The organism is Gammaproteobacteria bacterium (assembly GCA_024235095.1).
In the GTDB taxonomy this organism is placed as follows: domain Bacteria; phylum Pseudomonadota; class Gammaproteobacteria; order Competibacterales; family Competibacteraceae; genus UBA2383.
Genome location: JACKNC010000001.1, coordinates 177361 through 197792, shown reverse-complemented (window position 1 = coordinate 197792; position 20432 = coordinate 177361). Strand labels below are relative to the sequence as shown.

The window sequence follows — 20432 nt, the reverse complement described above, 5'->3', positions numbered from 1 at the left end:
TTTTAAGCACGCCCGATCAGTCAAGCCAGCCGCGCTCGTGCAATGCTTGTTTGATTTGGGCGTACAACACCGGCGCTCCAATCAGGCCACCCAGGCCAAACATGGCCTGAAGCGCCAGCATCGCGATCAATAGCTCCCACGTGCGGGCACGGATGCGGTGACCGATGATGTGGGCGTTCAGGAAATACTCCAGTTTGTGGATCGCTACCAGCCAAGCCAGTGATAGCGCGGCGCCCAGCGCCGAATAGCGTAGGCTGACGATCATGATGACGGTGTTGGAGATCAGATTGCCGACGACTGGCAGCAGGCCGGCGGTGAAGGTGAGCGTTAGCAGCGTCCCCGGTAACGGCAGCGGCATCCCCAACAATGGCAGCACGCCTAACAGATAGAGAGCGGTCAGTGCGGTGTTAAGGATGGCGATGCGTAGTTGCGCAAACACCACAGCCGTGAAGCTCCGCACTAATCCATCGAATTCTCGGCGCATGGCGGCAGTAGGGGATTGCGGAAGCATCCCAGTCGGGTTCACGGGTAACTGTAACGCCATCAACCCGCCGGTCGTTGCACCGATCAACACATAGCCGACGCCGCGCAGGGCATCCCCACCCCAAAGCTGGAGCTGCGCTGCATGGTCATGCAGCCACACCACTGCCACCCTATGCAACGCTTCCAGCGAGGTCGGCAGGTGCGCCGCCAGCCAAGACGGCAAGTCCTGGCGCAGCCGCTCCAAGGCATGAGCCATCTCGTGCAGCAACCCAGCATAGCCCCCCGTCTCCGCTGTATCCACCGCATATCCGACAAGCACTGAGCCGACGATACCGATCATTAACAATAGCAGCGCCAGGCCCCAAGCTTGCGCGTAGCGCAGTCCAGGGCGCCAACGCTCCAGCAGACGAGCAAGCGCGCGAGTGCCGCCGTAGGTCACAAGAGCGGCGAACAATGCTGGCGTCAAATGCAACGCCAGCACGATTAGCCACAGAGCTGCAATCCACGCCAGTGTGGAGGCCAGCGCCGCCCAGGTAAAACCGGGCGGGTCTTTCGATTTGTTGCGTGGCGCCTCCAGGGCGGCGGATTCCAAAGCCTCGGTCCTCCGAAGTTAGCCGTTTTCCAGCGCTGTCACCAGTTGCCCAAAGCCGGGCCGCGTGGTTTCGCCATTCGCACGCTGGTTGATGACCCGATAGGTCACCCATTTGACGCCATCTTGCACGATCATCCAGACGAGATTGTACACCCAGACCCAGCCGATCAAATGCCAGGGTAACGCTGGCACTAACCAACCAAACCCGCACATTAACACCCCTAGGATCTGCGTCCCCACTACCGCTGTCAGCAACTGCCAGGATGGGTAAGGAGGCGCCCAGAAGGCTTTCGGCGTGCGGGTTAACAATAACAGCAAATGTCCACCGACCAGCAGCTGCAAAAATAGCATGGTTTGCAAATGAGCGCCGTCCAGATGCAGGACATTCATGCCCAAAGCCAGGAGGCCGAAACTCTGCGCGACCGCCAGCAGACCCAGCACGATCGACACCGCGAATGTGCGTTCCGGGTTCCAGCGCACCGGCTGGGGATCGGGGAGGGTGTTGTCGTAGGCGATGGTCATGATCGGCACGTCATCGAGCAAGGCCAGCGCCACCAGCATAATCGCAGTGAGTGGGAAGAAACCAAACACGATGCTGGCCAGCACCACGAACAGCATGATGTCGATGGTCATGGCGATCCGGTAAATGATGTAGCTCGTCATCCGTTCAAAAATGCGCCGTGACTCTTCCATCGCGTGAGTGATCACCGACAAACCCGGTTCGGTCAGTACCAGCGCGGCGGCGGCCCGAGCAGCGTCCGTAGCTCCAGACACCGCGATGCCGACATCCGCCTGCTTGAGCGCAGGAGCGTCGTTAACGCCATCGCCGGTCATCGCCACGATGTGGCCACCCTGTTGCAGAGCCTTGACAATACCGTATTTATGCTCTGGGAAGACTTGGGCGAAACCATCCGTCTGCTCAATCCGATGCACAGCGATCTCCGGCAATTCGCCATGCGCGACGCCGCCGGCAAACAAGGCTTCTGCTGCGCGGATATCCGTGCCAATTCCCAGTTGTCCGGAAATCTCACGGGCAATGGCGAGGTTGTCACCGGTGACCATTTTAACTGCGACACCGTAACGGTTGGCTTCGGCGATGGTTGCTGCAGAATCCTCGCGCGGCGGATCGAACAGCGGCAGAATGCCGAGAAAAGCCCATTGGTCATTTTCATCGGCGCGCGCCACGCCCAACGTGCGGAACCCCTTGGCGGCGAAGGCATCGATCAACTGATCAGCCTGGGTTTGCGTCTCTTGATCAGCATGACAGAGTTGCATCACCACCTGTGGCGCGCCTTTGGTTACTTTGAAAGCGTGGCCGTCCGCGTCCTCAACGGTCGCTTCAGTGCGCTTGCCGATTGGATCGAACGGTACGAAACGCACTTGCCGATACCCAGTCAACACATCGGGACTGGATAGGGCGCCGATGACCGCCAAGTCGATGGCGTCGTGGTTCTCCGCCTTGGACGCCAAGGCTCCGGCCAGAATCAGCTCTTGGGTCGTCACTCCAAACGGTTGCGCTTCACCCAGGGTCAGCTTGTTTTGGGTCAAGGTGCCGGTCTTGTCCGAGCAGAGAATATCGACACCGGCCAATTCTTCAATGGCTTCCATACGCGAGACGATCGCCTTGAGTTTGGAGAGCTTAAGCGCCCCAAGCGCCAAAGTGACCGACAGCACCGCTGGCATCGCCACCGGAATCGACGCCACCAGCAGGATCAACGCTGTCTTGAGCAGGTGCAGGAACGAGGTTCCCCAGTACAGCTCAACTTCCGCCAGCACCAGAATCAACGCCAGCGCCGAGAAGATCAAGAAGTTGCCAATCTGCAATACAGATTCCTGCAAATGCGACTTGGATCCCGCCGATTCCACCAGCTTGGCGGTGCGGCCAAAGAAGGTGTTGGTGCCGGTTGCGGTGACGACCGCGACCATTTCGCCTTGCTTGGCGACTGCACCCGAGTACACCACATCACCGGACTCCTTGTTCACCGGCAAGGACTCGCCGGTCAGCGCCGACTGATCCACGCTTAGGTATTCACCGTCGAATAGCGTAGCATCGGCGGGGATGATGTCGCCCAAACGAATGCGGACCACATCGCCCGGCACCAGCTCGCGAGCCTCGATCTCCCGCCACCGACCGTCGCGCAAGACACGGGCTTTCAAAGCAAGTTGGTTCTTCAGCGCGGCCAGGGCATTGGCGGCGCTCGCTTCCTCACGGAAACCGATCACCGCATTAAACACCAGCAGGGCGGTGATCACTGCAAAATCGTTCCAATCACGAGTCAGCAACGATAGCACTGCCGCTGCTTCGATCATCCACGGTATTGGCCCCCAAAAATAAGGGAGTATCCGCTGGAGCAGGCTGACATGCTTTTCTTCCAGCGCATTTGGCCCACTGGCCTGCAAGCGTTTCGCAGCTTCTTCGGCGCTCAAGCCTCGCTCACGGTCGACGCCGAATGTGGCAAGCGTTTCTTCCACGGTCATCCGATCCTCATCCGCGCCTTTGACGGGGCCGGTGGCAACCGGGATCGAGGCAGCGATTGGGGCCGGACGACGGCGGTATTTGCGGACGATGATACCGATCAACAACAGGGCCAGAATCGGAATGCCTAACCATTCCTCATAATGAACGAGAGTCGCGGGTTGTTTCGATGCCCCTCCACTTGATGGCGCGGTCGGAGTCGCTGTTTGGGCGGGGGTGCCTGGCGTTCCAGCCGATGCTGCCGGTTTAGACACAGGCGATGTGGTTTCCGGAGCGGGAGCGGTTCCTGTTGCTGTGGTTTCCGGAGCGGGAGCGGTTCCTGTTGCTGTGGTTTCCGGAGCGGGAGCGGTGGCTTGTTCAGGCGTAGCCGCTACCGTTTGGGTTTCGGGCGGACAGACCAGCATCTCACCCGACACCCGATGATTTTCCCATTCCCGTAATTGCCGCTCGAATTCTTGGTTAGCCTGTTCACGGCTCAACGCTTGGACTTGCGTTAAATTTGGGATTTGTAACATCACGCCGACTTTTAGAGGAGAGTTGGCGTTACAAGGCATGTCGAATGCTTGAGGATTGGCCTTGAGCAAGGCCAGCATGATCTGGTCGCGGCTGACATCCTCATTCGGATAAACGCGCCGGGCGATATCCCAAAGGTCTTGTCCTCGGAGAACAGGGCCATAACTATCCGCTAGCGCAGGCCATGCGGTAGCGATTCCCAACAGGAAAGTCACGGCAGCGACTATCAATCGTCGGTTCATTGAAATTCCCTCTAAACCATTACATCTTAAAGAAAAACCCCTCCCGATAGGAGGGGTGCGAGATCATTAGCTTTCCTAATGAATTATTTTTTTTCTGGCTGGTTCGACGAGGCGGCGTCAGCTGGCTGTTTGCCCGACTCCGGCAATTTTTCCAGATAATCGACAAAACCTTGTGAATCGATAACCCAGCTGTCTTCCGCCTTCTTCAGCGCCAGATTGGCTTCATAGTATTGATGGTCAGCGAGCAGCGTTTTGGCCTGCTCCACCGCTTTAGTGGTTGGCTTCAGCGGCATGAACATCGATGTCAGCGTCAATTGCACATCGATTGGGCGGAGCACTTCCAGTGCTTTCTTCGTTTCGCCCTTCTTTAGATGTTCGTTCACCTTACCGATTTCAGCCTTCTTTTCAGGCGTAAGGGTATAGGCATCGATGACCGACAATCGAGCATCGATGGGCACCATCGGTCCCAAGTCGTTGTGTTTCGATGTTTTGATCGCCAATTTGTCAACGTCTTTGGCGGCGGCGTCCAGTGCGGTCTTTGCTTGATCCAGCAAGTCTTTCGCTTCCTGGGTTTGCCCATCGAAAATGGCGACGCGCGCCAGCGAAATCGTGCGGGCCGCTTTAGCGCCATCTTCCGATAGCCGTATGAATGTACGTTCGTTGGCATTCTTCTCCACCGCCACGGCGACGAGCGATAGAGAGACAACGGTAATGCTGGTTAAGGCAAGCAGGGTCTTACGAATGTTCATTTAAAGCCTCCTTTTGAAAATTAATGAGTTAAGGATCACAGAAATTCACAATCAGGTGGTTCCGGGATGCATTTGGACATCGGAGCTACCAGCGGTCGCGAGCACGTCGCGAGCGCGTTGGACGGCATCGCCTCCGCCATGGACGACGACCAGAAACTTGTTCGCTTTGACGGCGGTTTCGTAGCGCAGCACCGAATCCTTAGGGATGCCCAGCGCTGACAAAGCGCCGATTAGCGCGCCCGCGCCGCCGCCGAGGGCGGCGCCTTCCAGACCGCCGACCAAGGTGGCGGCCAAAGGCCCAAGGATGACGACATGTCCGACGACAGGTATAAACAACATGGCCGAACCAAACAGTAATCCGGCTAGTCCGCCCCAGAATGCGCCGAATTTGCCGAAGAACTTCGCACGATCACCCGCGTTGAAATACCCAACGACGTTTTCCTCCGTGTGGTAATCCCTACCGATGATGGAAATCGTCTTCATGTCGAACCCGGATTTAGCCAGTTCTCGAACCGCTTCCTCAGCCTGTTCGCGCGCGTCGTAGACGGCTACCGCAGTGTCGATCTTGCTCATGGGAGCACTCCTTCAATCGTTGTGTTCGGCAGTTACGAACGACCGCCGTTAGATGTACTTTAGGCGGGCATCGCTATCGTCAACAGTGGCAAGAGTCATCCTGTGGTCACATCGTTTCGGGTTCTAGTGGAATGACGAAAGTCATTCAAAATAATGGGTCCTGTAAATTTTCCTGTGATAGACAAACCATAGGGTATACTGATATCTAACTTTTTGCTTTTTCAAGAACTCTTTTGGAGCCGGCCTATTAGGGCATTGATTGATTTTGAAAAAGGGCGAAATCCATGGAAGGCTGCCGATCGGGCGGCGGCTGAGGATGCGTCCAGAAATTCTGTAAAAAACCACGCCTCCTCTTTGATCTGGAGAAGCGCCATGCCGACCGTTGAATTGATTCTTCGTGATGATGAAGGTCGTATTATTGATCATCGATCCACACGAACATATTCTTTGGATTGGAGAAATCAAAGCTTGCATTGTATTGAAGGTGCAGTTGAAGAATTTAAGAAAAATGCACTACCGGATCTTCAGGCTGATTTGTTAGAAGCGGCTCAAAACATCTTTATTCAGGATAAAAAAAAGACTTGATTTGCAATGGGACAACACCCATCAAGATTAAGACGCTTCATGGACCTTTTGAATTTAGACTTCAGCGATTTATTGATCGAGAATACCCTAGTTTGCCTCATCGAACCTACTTTGATTTGACGGATCAATTTCAGGAAGATTATGTGAGTGATCGGTTAAAAGAATTCTCCGCTTATTATAGCAATCGCTTAAGCTATATCGATGTATCCGATTTAATAGAGAGGGTCACCGGGTTCCGACAACTCAGTGACCAAAAAATCCACCATGTGGTGGTTGAAAAGGCGCAAGCGCTCAGTCAAGCGTGCGTCGCGCAAGTGGAAGAAACCTTATCGAAGACGAGTGGTTCTGTCATCAACATTGACCCTGATGTTGATATTTACGACCCAGAAAGTCGGGAAATTCTGATTTTCGAAGATGCCATTCAAGTCCGTGGTCAGAAAGAAAATCGTATAAGAAAACAATCAGTTATAAAGGAAGAAGTGCCAGAGAAATCCGCACCGAAGAAGACGTCTGCCGTATCGAGTGACGTCATTCTCTTTGAAAATAAAGACGGCGATCTTGAATACCTGACCGCACCGATTGATCGACAGGGGAAAGCGATCATTCCGGTTGCTGATATTCTGAAAAGCCGGGTGATTGAAGATTATGGGAAAGAAGAAAAGCCATTGCCGATTATCGCGATTACAGATGGCGCAAAAATCATTCGTGAGCATCTTTGGGCGGTATTTGGTATCACCGTGCTGATTATCCTGGATTGGTACCATCTTGGTAAAAAAATTCGTGATTTAATGAGTATGATTGCCTTGAATAAGGATGAGAAGAATCAGCATCTAAAGTTTATGTTCTATCACCTCTGGCGTGGTGATGTTGTCACGGTTTTGAATTACTTAGTCGAGCAGGTGCAACCCAAAAATGCAGAAAAGCATCTTGAACTGATCAATTATCTTGAAAAACATCAGCATGAAATTATCGATTATCGAAGTCGTCAGATTGCAGGCAAACCCATCGGAAGTGGTTCTATCGAGAAAGGCTGTGATCAAGTTATCGGACGTCGTCAGAAGAAAAAAGGGATGAGTTGGCGTCCTGCAGGAAGTCGAAGTTTAGGCATTTTAAAGGTGATCGAACTCAATAATGAATGGGATTCTGTCTGGTTTCCTCAAGAAGCCGCGAATGATCCGTCAAACTTGCGGTTAGTTTCAAACGCATAGAGCATCACAGGAAAATTTACAGGAGGAAATAATGTGTCCTTTAAAGTGTGAATTGTCATGGTAGGCTCCACATCGGTATCGGATATCATTCACAATCTGACTTTCTTGCGGATATCGTATGAACGATTCGAAAACTGTCACATCGCTATCGGAGCCTTCATCTCTGTCTGAACCCACCGATACTTCCGCCGCCGCGCTGGCCCGCCGCCGCGCGCGCGCCTTGACCTTCATTGCGCTCGTGGTTGTGCTCGCAGCCGTTGCGTTCATCGCTTGGTGGTGGCTCATCGCTCGCTGGCGGGCTACGACGGACGACGCCTATACCGGGGCCGACATGGCCCAAATCAGTGCGTTGACTTCCGGGATGGTCAAAGCGATCTATGTACAAACCGGCCAGCAGGTACAACAAGGCGATGTATTGGTCGAACTGGATGACAGCGATGCCCGAATCGCGTTGGCCCAGGCCGAAGCTGATCTTGCTAAAGCCGTGCGCGGCGCGCGTGGGTTGGCCAGCAGCGCCCTCGCGGCGCAAGCCGGCGTGACGCAGCGCCAGTCCGATACTGAAGCAGCGCGCGCCCAACTGCAAGCGGCGGAAACTGCGTTGGCTAAGGCGCAATCCGATCTAGCGCGTCAAACCGATCTCGCCGATCAGGGTTTTGTATCGAAAGAAACGTTGATCAGCTTTCGCGCTATCGCGCAGACCGCACAAGCGAACCGCGACGCGGCTGCCAGTACGCTGGCCGCTGCGCTGGCCAGTGCGGGTCAGGCGCGGGAACAAGCCCGAGCAGCGCAAGCGCAGGTCAACGGCGGTCCTATTCCCACCCAGCCCGACGTGGCGCTGGCGGCGGCCAGCGTTCGTCAGGCGGCGCTGGCGCTGGCCCGCACGCGCGTTCTCGCGCCAATGGATGGCGTGGCTGGCCCACGTGACGTGCAACTGGGCGAGCGTGTGGCGCCCGGCACGCCCATTATGTCCATCGCGCCGCTAAGTCAGGTGTGGGTCGATGCCAATTTTAAGGAGACCGAACTGGCGGCGCTGCGGGTCGGGCAACCAGTCGCGCTGACGGCTGACGCCTTCGGTTCAGGAGTGATCTATCGCGGCAAGGTCGCGGGCGTCTCGCCGGCCACGGGTTCGGTGCTATCCCTCCTGCCAGCGCAAAACGCTACCGGTAATTGGATCAAGGTGGTGCAGCGCGTACCGGTGCGTATTTGGTTGGAACCGGAACGGCTGGCCACCCATCCCCTCCAAGTCGGTTTGTCGATGAATGTCACCGTTGATTTGCACGATCAAAGCGGCCCGCGTTTGGGCTTGCTGCCGCAAGCGGCGCAACCGGCGCACACTACTATCTACGACGGCGCGGCGCGCGAAGCCGATGCTCGGGTGGCCGCGGTCATCGCGGCCAACGTCGGGCGATGAGCCGCGTTGCAGCCATACCGTCCGGTCGTCCTCCTGGCACACAACCGTTCGAACCGCTGCAAGGCGGTCGGCGGCTCGCGGCAACGATGGCGTTGGCGCTGGCCGCCTTCATGAACATTCTGGACCTAACGATCGCCAATGTTTCCGTGCCAACCATCGCCGGCGCCATGGGGGTCAGCGCCACCCAGGGCACTTGGATCGTGACCTCTTACGCGGTCTCGGAGGCGATCATGCTGCCGTTGACGGGTTGGTTCGCAGCGCGGCTGGGTCAGCGCCGCATGTTTATGACCGCCACCCTGGCTTTCACCACCGCCTCACTGGCCTGCGGCCTGAGTCCGAACTTCGCCGTGCTGCTGGCGGGCCGGGTGATCCAAGGGGCGGTCGGCGCGGCGATGATCCCGCTGGCGCAGGCCATGCTGCTGTCCATCTATCCTCCGGCCAAGCGCGGGCTAGCGATGGGCATCTTTGTGATGACCACGGTGGCCGCTCCCATTGTCGGCCCCGTGGCAGGCGGTTGGATCACTGATCATTTGTCCTGGCACTGGATCTTTTTGGTCAACCTGCCGGTGGGCGCGCTGTGTTTATTGTTGGTGTGGGGGTTACTGGGCCGTTTTGAAAGCGCCCGCCGCCGACCGCCGGTCGATTTAGTCGGCATCGCGTTGTTAGCGCTTGGGGTGGGTTGCTTGCAAATTCTACTCGACAAAGGCAACGAGCTGGATTGGTTCAGCTCGCCGTTCATCGTTGCGCTCGCGGTAACCGCGGGGATCGCGCTGGCGGTCTTTGTCGCCTGGACGCTGACCTCGCGTTATCCCGTGGTCGAACTGCACCTGTTCGCTCGCCGCAACTACGCGGTGGGCGTCACCTGCATGGCGATCACTTCAGTGGCTTTCTTCGGCACCAACGTGGTGGTGCCATTGTGGCTGCAAACCCAACTGGGTTATACGGCTGAATGGGCGGGCCGCACCATGGCGTTCGGCGGAATGTTGGCGATCGTGATGGGGCCACTGCTTGGCGCTAACATTCATCGGCTCGACGCTCGCGCAGCCGCCACCTTCGGGTTGGTGATGTTTGCGCTGTTTGCCTATCTGTCGTCGCGTTTTCCGCCGAACGTGGACTTCTGGACGCTGGCGACCACCCGCTTGTTGTTAGGGGCGGGGATCTCATGTTTGTTTCTGCCGCTGACCGTCATTTATCTATCGGGCCTGACTGCCGAGCAGACTGCCAGCGCCGCTGGACTGGGCAACTTCATGCGCAACCTCGGTTCGAGCTTTGGCACCTCGATCATGGTTTCCCTGTGGTCACACCGCACCGAGCAGTACACCGTGCAACTGGCCGAGCATGTGGCTAACCATAACCCAGCGGCTACTGCGTATCTCAACCAGTTGAGCGAAATTGGGTTTTCTCTGACGGCAGCGCTGGCCTACCTGCAACATAATGTGATTGCGCCGCAGGCGTCGCTACTGGCGACGAATGCGGTATTGCTCACCAGCGCTGTGCTCGCGCTGACGCTGATCGGGCTGGTCTGGTGGGCGCGGCCCCCATTTTCGGCGGGCGACGCGGCGCATTGAACGCGCACGACGATGGCCTCGTTGGATCATGCTCCGTCATCCGTTTTTCAAATAAACAGTCCGGTGACGATCGGCACTGGCGAAGACGCTAGACAACCCAGACAATGGTGTTTTTCTTCTTAAAGTAAATGGAGATTTTTTATGAATATCATCGTCAATTCCACGAAATCCTTCGATCAGACCACAGTCGACTTGGAGCAGAGCGTCGCACGTCATGGTTTCAGCGTGCTGCACTGCTTTCCTCTCAGCGAGACGCTGGCCTCCAAAGGCCATCCCATCGTCGGGCGCTGCGCCGTGTTCGAGATCTGTAATGCTTCATTAGCCGCACGCATGCTAACCCGCAATCCTACGGTCAGCCTAGCGCTGCCTTGTCGCATCACGGTGTTCGAAAGCGCTGGCCAAACCTGCCTGGGCACGATAGCCCCCACCACGATCCTCTCCGGTTTCGAGATCACGCCCGATATCGAGGAGGCCGCCGCCGCTGTAGAACACACTCTGCAACAAATTTTGGCCGATGCCGCGTGATTCCCCTATGCTGCGCCCTGTATTCCCTGGAGCAAGTGATCAATGCCGCCCTTCACCCAAACGCTCATCATCGCCAACGTCGCAGTATTTTTTCTAACGCAGTTGACGGGGTTCAGAGCGATAGACTGGTTTGCACTGTGGCCGACGAATTCTGGCTTTTTCATGCCTTGGCAATTGGTTAGCTACGCTTTTTTGCACGCTAACCTGGCGCATTTGCTTTTCAATCTGTTTGGGCTGTGGATGTTCGGCTCCGAATTGGAGCGAGCCTGGGGTTGGCGCCGGTTTGCCACCTTCTATTTCATCTGCGTCTTGACGGCGGCGGCAGTCCAGTTGATCGTAATGACCGTGCTCGGTAGAGACGCACCAATGGTCGGTGCTTCTGGCGGCCTATTTGGCTTGTTGATCGGCTTCGCGATGGTGTTTCCGAACCGGAAAATGCTGCTGTTGCTACCGCCGATTTCATTGCCAGCTTGGTTATTCGCTACGTTGTACGGCTTGCTTGAGCTGACGCTGGGAGTGACCGCCAGCGCGAACGGCGTTGCCCACTTCGCTCATCTGGGCGGACTGGCGGGTGGCTGGATGACTCTCCGCCACTGGCGCGGTCAATTTCCTTTTGGCAAAAAGCGCCACTTATAAACGACTGCAAAGGCGGCTGCCCTAGATTCTGTGCTTCATCAACTCAGTGTGGTAGGGCAAGCCGTCTGCGAAGGATTATTTCGCTTTCGCGCTCGTCGTCGTCAGGCCAAGCTTGGCGAGTTCCTGACTCAGTGATTCAAAGCTCTCGGCGACTTCTTCCTTGGCCCAAACGCCGCCGCTCACGAGTTTATCGCCGAGGGTATGCACAGCCTTGACCGTTGTCGAGGCAGCGGATTTCGCTTCAGTGCCCACCCACGTCGCCGCGCTTTCCAAGCCATGCGCTGCCGCTTTCAATTCGTAGCCTGCTTTTTCGTAAGCTTTTTGCGCCCATGATTCAGCGGCTTGCGTGCGGTGGGCTAACGCCAGCGCATGGTTGGTTTGTGCAAATACCTTTGCTAAATCTTGCTCGCTTTGTAGGGTTCCTTGATCAAGCGCTTGCGCGGTTTTCTCCAGCTCGACGTTGGCGGCGTTAAGTCCAGCTTTGGCTTGACCACTGGCTCGCGCCGCATTGAGTCGCACATAGGCTTCGGCTTTACGGACCTCGTCAGCCGCCTTTTGATAATTTTTCTGCACGAAAGCGTCCATGGCGGCGAGAAAATGCTGCTGAGGTTTATCCGTGACGGAATACCAAGTCGTTACGTCCGTGACCAGCCAGCGTCGCTCAAGATCGGCGCGCGCGGCCTGATCCAAGGTCTGGTCAAGCGCAGTGGTTGTCGACAATTTACCTGCCTCGACCTGATCGGCGGCGGTATCCAGTTTCTTGGTGAGCGCCATCAAACGAACCTTAGTCTCGTAAGCTCGCTCCAAGTCCGCTGCCGCACGCTGGCGATCGAGTTCGTCGACGCGGGCGGCTTGCGCGGCTAACTCCTGCGACGCGGCCCGTAGCGCTTTAGCCGCTTGGGCATGGTCTTTTTGAGCCAGCGCGGTGCGAGCCGCCGCCAGATGGATGCTGAAATCATCCAGCACAGGCGTAACCGTGGCATCGTCGAATTCAATCCAGTCGACGGGCTTCTGGTCAACGGTGAGTGAGGGTTGACTGTCCGCAGTGGAGGGTGTTGATGCAGCTTGCGCAGAGGCTGTCAAAGGTGCTTGTAGCAAGGTAAGCACGACAGCCGAACAAACGAACGTCATCGAGGTTTTCATAAGACTGATCCTCACGGGAATTCCAAGAGATTTCAGGGATCGGCGACCGTTCATCACCATGACGGCACTGTAAAAATCCTGTCGGCTGGATGGAAGTGGCTGGAGTCACGATGACTTTGGGTACTGGTCACTTTTTATATCCATTCCCACAGTGTTCAATCCAATCATCGGGCGCGATGCGCAACTCCACAAATGCCCGTTTAAGTTCCAGTGTAAAGTTACCTTGAGTACGCAGCCCACACATGTTAAAGAAGCGGTGATCGCATTGCTGCTGCGGATACGTGGGAATGGATTTCCGCCTAGCAGATGAAATCTTGGCAGGTGACGATCCAAGCACGGGAGACGAGATACGATGAATGCTGAACTGCCACCGATGGCGCGGGCCGCCTTGCAACGTGGCCACAAGATCGAGGCGATCAAGATCGTGCGTGAGCAACTCGGCGTCGATTTGAAGCAAGCTAAGGAGATCGTCGAAGCTTCATCGGGCGACGGCTCACCGGGGAGTCAAAGACCGTACAGCAGACAACACCAAGAAGGGCTGCCCAGCGCGGCTGCCGATGCCTTGGCGCGCGGCAACAAGATCGAAGCCATCCGCATCGTGCGCGAAGCGCTGGGCATCGGACTGAAGGAAGCCAAGGAATATGTCGAACAGCACGGCTCCAACGCCCAGAATGCTACCAGCATGGTTGCGCTGGTACGCCGCGGGGATAGCGGCGGTGGTTGGCGATGGCTGATGCTGCTGTTGGTTATCGCTTTGGCAGCCGTCTATTGGTTCAAGCTCGGTTGAGTCCCGTCTGTTCGCCGCGCGTGCGGGCGCATTCGCGCTGCACGGTTTCGCGCAAGATCGCCGCTAAGCGGCGCACACCTGGACCGGCAAAGTCCGGATCGGTGAGGACCAGATAGAGTTCCACGTACCGCTCGCCGCCCTCCTTGAGCGGCAGGGCCTTCAGCCGGCCATCGGACAATTCGGCGGCGATGGCCTCGCGCGGAAACCAGGAGAAGCCGTAGCCGGCGCAGACCGCGGCGATCGAGGTGGCCATCTGGCTCACCGTCCAGCGCTGTTCAACGTCTAACGACAGGGTGCGCCGGTCGCGTTGACGGCTGCTGTCGCGCACGATCAGATGACGGTGGCTGCGCAAATCGCGAAAGCGGAGCGGGCGCTCCATTCGATGCAGGGCGTGGTCGGGATGCGCCACCGCCAGCAGGGGCATGCGGATCAGCGAATCGCCGGCGAAGCCTGGCGGAATGCGCGCAGTGACCGCGAGGTTTGCACGGCCTTCGAGCAACGCCTCCGGCGTGCCGCCGATCACCGATTCGATCAGTTCGATGCGCGTGTGCGGACTTTCCCGCCCAAATTCCGCCAGACTGGCGAGCACGATGGCGGTGGGAAACAGCATTTCCACCGCTAACCCGATTTCCGCCTCCCAGCCGGCCGAGGCTTTGTAGGCCGCCTGCTCCAGTTCGGCGGCCTCCGCCAGCAGGGCCAGGGCGCGCCGGTAGAGCATCTGCCCGGTCGTGGTCAGCACCGCCTTGCGACCCTGGATTTCGAAGGCGCGCACGTCCAACTGGGTTTCGATCTTCTGGATAGCGTAGGTCAGCGCCGACTGGCTCTTGTGCAGGGCTTCAGCCGCTTGGGCGTAGCCGCCAGCCTCGACCACGCCCACTAAGGCGCGCCATTGTTCGAGGCTGATTGAAGGGGTGTTTCGGGTCATGATCGAATGATTCGATAGATATGAGCGAATTATTGTTCTTTTTTATTCGATGAGTAAATCGTTTAATGCAGCGGTACCCCACACGGAGGCAATCATGAAAACACTGCTGCAACTGAACACCAGTCTTTTTTCTGGCCAAGGCCAGTCCACCCAACTAGCCGATCAATTTGTCGCCCGGTGGCGCGACAAGAACCCGGACGGCCGCGTCATCACACGCGATCTAGCCGCCGATCCGGCGCCCCATCTGGACGGCGCGCGCTTTCAGTCCTTCCTCACTGCGCCTGAGTCGCGCACCGAAGCGCAGAATGTTGTAGTCGCCTACTCCGACGCTTTGATTGAGGAGTTGCGTGCGGCCGACATCGTGGTGCTGGGCCTGCCGATGTACAATTTCGGCATTCCTTCGACGCTCAAAGCCTACTTCGATCATGTAGCGCGCGTCGGCGTTACCTTCAAGTACACCGAGAAGGGTCCAGTCGGTCTGTTGGGCGACAAGACCGTGGTGGTCTATGCCGCACGCGGTGGCCGCTACGCCGGGACGCCGCTGGACACCCAGACCGACTACGTGCGGAATTTCCTGCGCTTTATCGGTATCGACGACGTGCGCTTTGTCTATGCCGAGGGGCTGGCCTTGGGTGAGGACAGCAAGATGGCTGCTTTGGCCCAAGCGCGCAGCGATACCGAAATGCTGGTCGCCTGAGTATAACGAACTATTGGAGAAGACGATGAGCACCCGTACCCTGCAACAGATCATTCGCGCCCACCCGACTTCGGACGGCGCTGGTGTGAAGCTGCGCCGCAGCCTCGGCCAAAGTCCCGGCGCGCGCCTGGACCCGTTTCTGATGCTGGATGAATTTTCCACGGACAATCCGGACGACTACATCGCCGGCTTTCCCGCCCATCCGCATCGCGGCTTCGAGACGGTGACCTACATGCTCGAAGGCCGGATGCAACACGAAGATCATCTCGGCCATCGCGGCGAGCTGGTCAGCGGCGGCGCACAGTGGATGACCGCCGGGCGCGGCATCATTCATTCGGAAATGCCGCTACAGGACAGCGGTCGCCTGCGCGGTTTCCAACTCTGGATCAACCTGCCGGCCCGCGAGAAAATGAAGCTGGCGGCCTACCGTGACATTCGTCCGGAAGAGATCGCTTCCATAGCGCTCGAGGGTGGCGGGTGGGCGCGCGTCATCGCTGGCCGGATCGATTCGCAAACAGCGAGCGCAGAAGGCCCGATCCAGGGCCTGAGCACAGCGCCGCTGTTCGCCGATGTGGAGCTACGCCCCGGTGCGCGTTTCACGCAGGCTATCGAAACCGCTGACAACGCCTTCGTGTATGTCTACGAGGGCGAGTTGGAGATCGGCGCAGCGGGTGGCCCGCGGCGGCTCGCGGCGCACGAGGCCGGCCTGTTGTCGACCGGCGAGCGCATTGACGTCGCGGCTGGCGAGCTGGGCGCGCGCTTCATCCTGCTGGCTGCGCGACCGCTGCGCGAACCGGTGGTGCAGTACGGTCCTTTCGTGATGAACACGCGCGAGGAGATCGAGCAAGCCCTCGTCGACTACCAAAACGGCGAACTCACCGGAGAGCGCACAACGCCGCTAGTCTCGTCGCGATCATGACGGCGCTCATCCGCGGGGAAAGGTGGATGCGGAAAGCGCCATCGATTCAGACGGCTGGCGGGGCTATAACGGGCTGGTTGACAGAGGGGCTGATCCTCAACATTTGTAGATCAGACCCTCTCACGCGGTTTAACCATAACCGTCAGCGGAGGACACCTTGCCGCGGAAGACCCAATACGACCACGCCGTGTAGCCCAGGATCACCGGCAATAACAGCAGGGTGCCGATGAGGAGGAACGCTTGACTGTACGGGCTCGCGGCAGCTTGGCGCAGGGTGATCTCGTGCGGAACCACATACGGAAATAAGCTCACCGCCAGTTCGGCGTAACACAGTGCGAAAATGCCCATTGCCGCTACGAAAGGCCCGGCTTGCGAGCGCCCACGGCGCAGAGCTACGGACGCGGCCCAGAACAGGGCCACCATCGCCAATAGCAAGGGGGCGAGCCAGAGCCAGTGTTCCGCGGTGAACCAGCGCGCATAAATACGGGGATGCGCGAACGGGGAATACACACTGACGACAATGATGAAAAGTCCGGTCATGGCCAGCGCCCGCTCTGCCTGTCGGCGCGCCCAGGCTTGCAACTCGCCTTCGGTTTTCAACACCAACCAGGTCGCGCCCAGCAGCGCGTAGCCAGTGGTCACCCCAAACCCTGTAAACAGGGCGAAGGGATGAATCCAATCCCAACTCGTACCAGCGAACTGACCGTTCACGACCCGAAAGCCATTGATATAGTTACCGAGAATAATGCCTTGCGCGAATGCCGCCACGAACGAGCCACCGCAAAACATCGCGGACCAAGCTGTGCGCCAGCGGGTGGCTTTGTGGCGGAACTCAAAGGCGACGCCTCGGCAAATTAAACCCAGTAACATGAACAGGATGGGGAAATACAGTGCAGGCATCAGGATCGAGAACGCGCGCGGGAACGCCGCCAGCAACCCTGCCCCACCGATGATCAGCCAGGTTTCATTGCCGTCCCAAATCGGCGCCACCGACGCCATCATCAGCGTCCGGTCCCGCTCTGAAGGGGCTAGGGGGTAGAGAATGCCCACCCCAAGATCGAAACCATCGAGCAAGACATACATGAAGATCGCAAGCGCCATGATCGCGATCCAGATCGGCACGAGGTCAATGGCCATGACAATTCTCGCTTTCCAAGGAGATAGAGGATGCCGACAGGGGCCGCATGGGTCGTGCGCTGGCGTCGGGCGCCAGCTCGGCGTCGGGACCCTGCCGGATCAGCCGTAGCAGATAGTATCCGGCCGCTGCATACACCGTGAAGTAGACGGCCTGATAAAACAACAGCGACAGAAACACATCCAGGCCAGTGAGCGTCGGACTCACGCTGTCGGCGGTGCGCAGCAATCCATAGACGGTCCACGGCTGTCGGCCCACCTCGGTAACGACCCAGCCGGCCAGCACGGCGATAAAGCCACTGGGTCCCATCCATTGTGCGACCTGTAAAAAGCGCGGCGAATGCTCCAATTGGCCGCGCCAGGCCAGCCATGCTCCCCACCAGGCGACCAGCAGCATCAGCACGCCGATGCCCACCATCACCCGAAAGGCGAAGAAGACCGGCAATACCGGCGGTTGGTCTTCCCGCGCAAAGGCTTTAAGACCCGTCACCTGGCCATCCCAGGAGTGGGTCAGGTACAAGCTGGCCAGATGCGGCACCGAGAGTTCAAAAAGATTCTTTTGCGCGTCTTGATCGGGAATCGCGAACAATACCGATGGCACGGGCGCGCGCGTTTCCCACAAGCCCTCCATGGCCGCGATCTTCGCCGGTTGATGTTGCAGCGTGTTCAGTCCATGCGCATCGCCAAGAACGATTTGCAACGGCATCATCACCGCCAGGAAAAATACCGTCATGCGCGCCATCAACAGGGCCGTTTTTCGATGGCGTCCGCGCGCCAAGTAATACGCCGACACACCCAACACGACAAAACCTGTAGTGTTGTAGAACGCGCTTACTGTATGCGCCAACCGGTAGGGAAACGAAGGGCTGAAAATGATGGCGCTGAAGTCTGCGGGTAGAAAACGGCTGCCTTCCATCACAAAACCGGCGGGCGTTTGCATCCAGCTATTAAAGGCCAAAATCCAGAACGACGAAAACAAGGTGCCTGCCGCCACCAGAACCGCTGCGCCGAAATGCGCCCATTGCGGCACCCGGTTCCGGCCGAACAGCAGCACGCCTAGGAATGTGGCTTCCAGGAGAAACGCAGTCAGCCCTTCATAGGCGAGGAGCGGGCCAACGACATTGGCTACATGATCGGCAAAACGCGCCCAGTTGGTGCCGAACTGGAAGGGCATCACGATCCCCGAAACCACCCCCATGCCGAAGGCGACTGCAAAGATACGCAGCCAAAATTGGGATGCCCGCAGGTAGCGGGCGTCGCCCCGCGCTAAATACAAACCTTCGAGAACCGCGATATAGCTTGCCAGTCCGATGGTGACAGCGGGAAAAATAATATGAAACGCGATGACAAAAACGAATTGCAGGCGCGATAGGATCAGCGGATCGCCGTGCATGACGGAACTCCAGTCGAGACTTCGGATAAGCGTATTGTATGTTCGATCAGGTGATGAGTCAGTGCCGGTGGTCACACCCGTTCGTGACGCCGGTCATCATTTGGGTTCCTCGGTCGGCGCGCTCAGGCCGTAAATCGACTGCGGGTGCAGGCGCTGAGAAACCAAGGTTGCTACTACGCAAGCCGGTAGGAATACAGTGAGCAAACTGTATTGACCCGTCATTTCGGCGACCATCAACGCGGCCATCACCGGCGCATGCGTGGTGCCGGCCAGCACCGTGGCCATGCCCAATACGGCGTAAACCGGTTCAGCCGCACCCGTGTAGCCAAGCGCGGCCAGCGCAGCCGAGAGCAATGCGCCGAATGCCGCGCCGACGAACAACGTCGGCGTGAAGACGCCGCCCGGCGCTCCCGATCCCGTGGTCGCCGCGACTGCCAGCAGTTTAAGCGCGAGCACGAGCGCGACGATTTGCCAAGGCCAGAGTCCGTCAATCTGTTGACGGATGCCGCTATCGCCGTTGCCCCAGACTTCTGGTCGCCACAGCGACAGTACGCCGACGATCAGCCCCCCCACCACTAGCGGCAAAGGCAAGGGTAAGGCGAGCTTCACAAATAAGCGGCGCGTCAACTCCAACCAATACAGTAAGACAGCGCCCGCCATGCCGCTGATCGGTGCGAACGCCAACATGATCATCGCTTGCGACGCTGCAAATGGGGGAACGGTCGCCATGGGGAACCGGACACCGGGACCTACGAGCGCGATGGTAATACCGTGCGAGACGACCGCCGCCACAACGACCGGCCCGAGCTGCGCTAACGCCAGCGATCCCAGCAAGATTTCGGCGACGAAAACCGCTCCCGCCAACGGCGTGTGATAGGCAGCCGCCAGTCCAGCCGCCGCTCCGCAACTCACCATCAGCCGCAGTTGCAAGGTCTCGCCAGCCAGCCGGCCAATCCACGATGAAGCCATGGCGGCCAGCAGAATCATAGCGCCCTCGCGGCCCACGGCGCCGCCGGTGCTGACCACCACCAGCGACGCCAGAATCTTGAGCGCGCCGCTATGCAGGTCGAGCCGGCCATTGCCAATGGCGACGGCTTCGATGTAATCGCCTCTGAAGCGAGAGGGCTTGGTTGAGTGCGCTCCCTCGGCTAGCCACAATAACATCCCTACCGCCGGCCCGCCGATCATCGGCACCAGCAAACGAATTTCAGGTTCCAGTTCACGGGCGGCGGGTACCAGATGCCCGTCGTGCGCGCCGACCAACCCCATTTCCAGCGCGAACAGCACCGTGCGAAACGCCTCCACGGCCAGCGCGCCCAACACGCCCACCCCCATGGCCACCAGAAGATTGCGCCAAGGGCCGTCCAGCGCGCCCAACACGCGCCGGGCGCCTCGCAAAGCCGTACGAGAGATCACAATGATCAGGAAATCCGTTGACGTAAGCGTTCAACTCCCTCCTTTGAAAAGGGGGGGCCGGGGGGGTTCCGCACGGGCGATGGTTCGAAAAGCCCCCTAACTCCCCTTTGCCAAAAGGGGGGACTGAACGGTTATCCGCTGATTATCATCGGATCGGAAGACTCGTGACGACCAACAAGACCGCGGCGGACAGGCTGCCGAGCAGCGCCCGGCGGGAGGTATTCATCAGACTCATCATGGTTTCTCTTGTACGGTTGAGTTGGCGGCAGGTCGCGCAGCGCCTCGCGCAAAACTTGCCATCCGCGCAACCCGTTTACGCGTACTGTAGGAGAACCGCCTTACCCTCCCAAGTGCCATTCGTCATGCATGAGAGAGGCAATCCGTCACGATGAGCGGCTCGATACGGCAAAGTCTGTGCCGGATGTCCTCTAAACAGGCCCGCGAATTTTCCCAGCAG

At 58.2% G+C, this 20432-nt stretch carries 18 protein-coding genes and 1 pseudogene; 10 read left to right on the top strand and 9 right to left on the bottom strand.

All coding sequences use genetic code 11. From position 1 onward, the window contains the following. Positions 1–16 precede the first annotated feature (16 nt). From H6973_00805 to H6973_00790, 4 genes are all read right to left on the bottom strand, one after another. Positions 17–1075, bottom strand: coding sequence for an AI-2E family transporter (locus H6973_00805; GenBank protein ID MCP5124207.1), 1059 nt, complete (start codon positions 1073–1075; stop codon positions 17–19). Between the two features lie 18 nt (positions 1076–1093). Continuing rightward, complete coding sequence (locus tag H6973_00800) at positions 1094–4306, bottom strand: plasma-membrane proton-efflux P-type ATPase (protein MCP5124206.1); 3213 nt, start codon at positions 4304–4306, stop codon at positions 1094–1096. Between the two features lie 83 nt (positions 4307–4389). Beyond that, positions 4390–5055, bottom strand: a complete 666-nt coding sequence (locus H6973_00795; GenBank protein MCP5124205.1) for a YfdX family protein — start codon at positions 5053–5055, stop codon at positions 4390–4392. 51 nt (positions 5056–5106) lie between these two features. Next, on the bottom strand, positions 5107–5628 hold the full coding sequence (locus tag H6973_00790; GenBank protein ID MCP5124204.1) for a general stress protein: 522 nt from the start codon (positions 5626–5628) through the stop codon (positions 5107–5109). Between the two features lie 255 nt (positions 5629–5883). Here H6973_00790 and H6973_00785 point away from each other — a divergent pair, with 255 nt between their 5' ends. The 6 genes from H6973_00785 (at position 5884) to H6973_00760 (ending at position 11561) form a co-directional block, all read left to right on the top strand. Further along, the gene (locus H6973_00785; protein ID MCP5124203.1) at positions 5884–6213 is read left to right on the top strand and encodes a hypothetical protein; all 330 of its coding nucleotides are present in this window, start codon (positions 5884–5886) and stop codon (positions 6211–6213) included. 92 nt (positions 6214–6305) lie between these two features. Then, positions 6306–7421 carry a hypothetical protein gene (locus H6973_00780; GenBank protein MCP5124202.1) on the top strand — a complete coding sequence of 372 codons (1116 nt, stop codon included), beginning with the start codon at positions 6306–6308 and terminating at the stop codon, positions 7419–7421. A 163-nt stretch (positions 7422–7584) separates the two neighbouring features. Next, positions 7585–8832, top strand: coding sequence for an efflux RND transporter periplasmic adaptor subunit (locus tag H6973_00775; GenBank protein MCP5124201.1), 1248 nt, complete (start codon positions 7585–7587; stop codon positions 8830–8832). Continuing rightward, positions 8829–10400, top strand: a complete 1572-nt coding sequence (locus H6973_00770; protein ID MCP5124200.1) for a DHA2 family efflux MFS transporter permease subunit — start codon at positions 8829–8831, stop codon at positions 10398–10400. The genes H6973_00775 and H6973_00770 overlap by 4 nt, the downstream gene beginning before the upstream one ends. A gap of 141 nt (positions 10401–10541) precedes the next feature. Next, on the top strand, positions 10542–10925 hold the full coding sequence (locus tag H6973_00765) for a DUF302 domain-containing protein (GenBank protein MCP5124199.1): 384 nt from the start codon (positions 10542–10544) through the stop codon (positions 10923–10925). A 42-nt stretch (positions 10926–10967) separates the two neighbouring features. Continuing rightward, the gene (locus H6973_00760) at positions 10968–11561 is read left to right on the top strand and encodes a rhomboid family intramembrane serine protease (protein ID MCP5124198.1); all 594 of its coding nucleotides are present in this window, start codon (positions 10968–10970) and stop codon (positions 11559–11561) included. 75 nt (positions 11562–11636) lie between these two features. Here the strand turns inward: H6973_00760 and H6973_00755 are convergent, their stop codons facing one another. Then, the gene (locus tag H6973_00755) at positions 11637–12704 is read right to left on the bottom strand and encodes a hypothetical protein (GenBank protein MCP5124197.1); all 1068 of its coding nucleotides are present in this window, start codon (positions 12702–12704) and stop codon (positions 11637–11639) included. Positions 12705–13056: 352 nt separating this feature from the next. Between H6973_00755 and H6973_00750 the strand changes: the two genes are divergently transcribed. Further along, positions 13057–13491 (top strand): ribosomal protein L7/L12, encoded by a 435-nt coding sequence (locus tag H6973_00750; protein MCP5124196.1) that lies wholly within the window; start codon positions 13057–13059, stop codon positions 13489–13491. On the opposite strand, the gene H6973_00745 is transcribed toward H6973_00750, so the two are convergent. Beyond that, positions 13478–14416 carry a LysR family transcriptional regulator gene (locus H6973_00745; GenBank protein ID MCP5124195.1) on the bottom strand — a complete coding sequence of 313 codons (939 nt, stop codon included), beginning with the start codon at positions 14414–14416 and terminating at the stop codon, positions 13478–13480. The genes H6973_00750 and H6973_00745 overlap by 14 nt on opposite strands. A 94-nt stretch (positions 14417–14510) precedes the next feature. Between H6973_00745 and H6973_00740 the strand changes: the two genes are divergently transcribed. The 3 genes and pseudogenes from H6973_00740 to H6973_00730 all read left to right on the top strand — a co-directional run bounded on the left by H6973_00740 (position 14511) and on the right by H6973_00730 (position 16120). After that, on the top strand, positions 14511–15113 hold the full coding sequence (locus H6973_00740) for an NAD(P)H-dependent oxidoreductase (GenBank protein ID MCP5124194.1): 603 nt from the start codon (positions 14511–14513) through the stop codon (positions 15111–15113). 25 nt (positions 15114–15138) lie between these two features. After that, complete coding sequence (locus H6973_00735) at positions 15139–16032, top strand: pirin family protein (protein ID MCP5124193.1); 894 nt, start codon at positions 15139–15141, stop codon at positions 16030–16032. A 13-nt stretch (positions 16033–16045) separates the two neighbouring features. Next, positions 16046–16120 (top strand): annotated as a pseudogene (locus tag H6973_00730) (IS1595 family transposase). A 41-nt stretch (positions 16121–16161) separates the two neighbouring features. On the opposite strand, the gene cydB reads toward H6973_00730, so the two are convergent. The 3 genes from cydB to H6973_00715 all read right to left on the bottom strand — a co-directional run bounded on the left by cydB (position 16162) and on the right by H6973_00715 (position 19975). Next, positions 16162–17169, bottom strand: coding sequence for a cytochrome d ubiquinol oxidase subunit II (cydB, locus tag H6973_00725; GenBank protein ID MCP5124192.1), 1008 nt, complete (start codon positions 17167–17169; stop codon positions 16162–16164). After that, on the bottom strand, positions 17159–18559 hold the full coding sequence (locus H6973_00720) for a cytochrome ubiquinol oxidase subunit I (protein MCP5124191.1): 1401 nt from the start codon (positions 18557–18559) through the stop codon (positions 17159–17161). The genes cydB and H6973_00720 overlap by 11 nt, the downstream gene beginning before the upstream one ends. A gap of 96 nt (positions 18560–18655) precedes the next feature. Then, entirely contained in the window at positions 18656–19975 is a 1320-nt protein-coding gene (locus tag H6973_00715) for a chloride channel protein (protein MCP5124190.1), read from the bottom strand. Positions 19976–20432 lie beyond the last annotated feature (457 nt).

What these genes read in the sequence shown, in the direction of transcription:
- H6973_00800 (MCP5124206.1), bottom strand. Translation starts at nt 4,306, where the DNA reads ATGAACCGACGATTGATAGTCGCTGCCGTGACTTTCCTGTTGGGAATC.
- H6973_00760 (MCP5124198.1), top strand. Translation starts at nt 10,968, where the DNA reads ATGCCGCCCTTCACCCAAACGCTCATCATCGCCAACGTCGCAGTATTT.
- H6973_00735 (MCP5124193.1), top strand. Translation starts at nt 15,139, where the DNA reads ATGAGCACCCGTACCCTGCAACAGATCATTCGCGCCCACCCGACTTCG.
- H6973_00750 (MCP5124196.1), top strand. Translation starts at nt 13,057, where the DNA reads ATGAATGCTGAACTGCCACCGATGGCGCGGGCCGCCTTGCAACGTGGC.
- H6973_00795 (MCP5124205.1), bottom strand. Translation starts at nt 5,055, where the DNA reads ATGAACATTCGTAAGACCCTGCTTGCCTTAACCAGCATTACCGTTGTC.
- cydB (MCP5124192.1), bottom strand. Translation starts at nt 17,169, where the DNA reads ATGGCCATTGACCTCGTGCCGATCTGGATCGCGATCATGGCGCTTGCG.
- H6973_00740 (MCP5124194.1), top strand. Translation starts at nt 14,511, where the DNA reads ATGAAAACACTGCTGCAACTGAACACCAGTCTTTTTTCTGGCCAAGGC.
- H6973_00770 (MCP5124200.1), top strand. Translation starts at nt 8,829, where the DNA reads ATGAGCCGCGTTGCAGCCATACCGTCCGGTCGTCCTCCTGGCACACAA.
- H6973_00755 (MCP5124197.1), bottom strand. Translation starts at nt 12,704, where the DNA reads ATGAAAACCTCGATGACGTTCGTTTGTTCGGCTGTCGTGCTTACCTTG.
- H6973_00765 (MCP5124199.1), top strand. Translation starts at nt 10,542, where the DNA reads ATGAATATCATCGTCAATTCCACGAAATCCTTCGATCAGACCACAGTC.
- H6973_00745 (MCP5124195.1), bottom strand. Translation starts at nt 14,416, where the DNA reads ATGACCCGAAACACCCCTTCAATCAGCCTCGAACAATGGCGCGCCTTA.
- H6973_00720 (MCP5124191.1), bottom strand. Translation starts at nt 18,559, where the DNA reads ATGCACGGCGATCCGCTGATCCTATCGCGCCTGCAATTCGTTTTTGTC.
- H6973_00790 (MCP5124204.1), bottom strand. Translation starts at nt 5,628, where the DNA reads ATGAGCAAGATCGACACTGCGGTAGCCGTCTACGACGCGCGCGAACAG.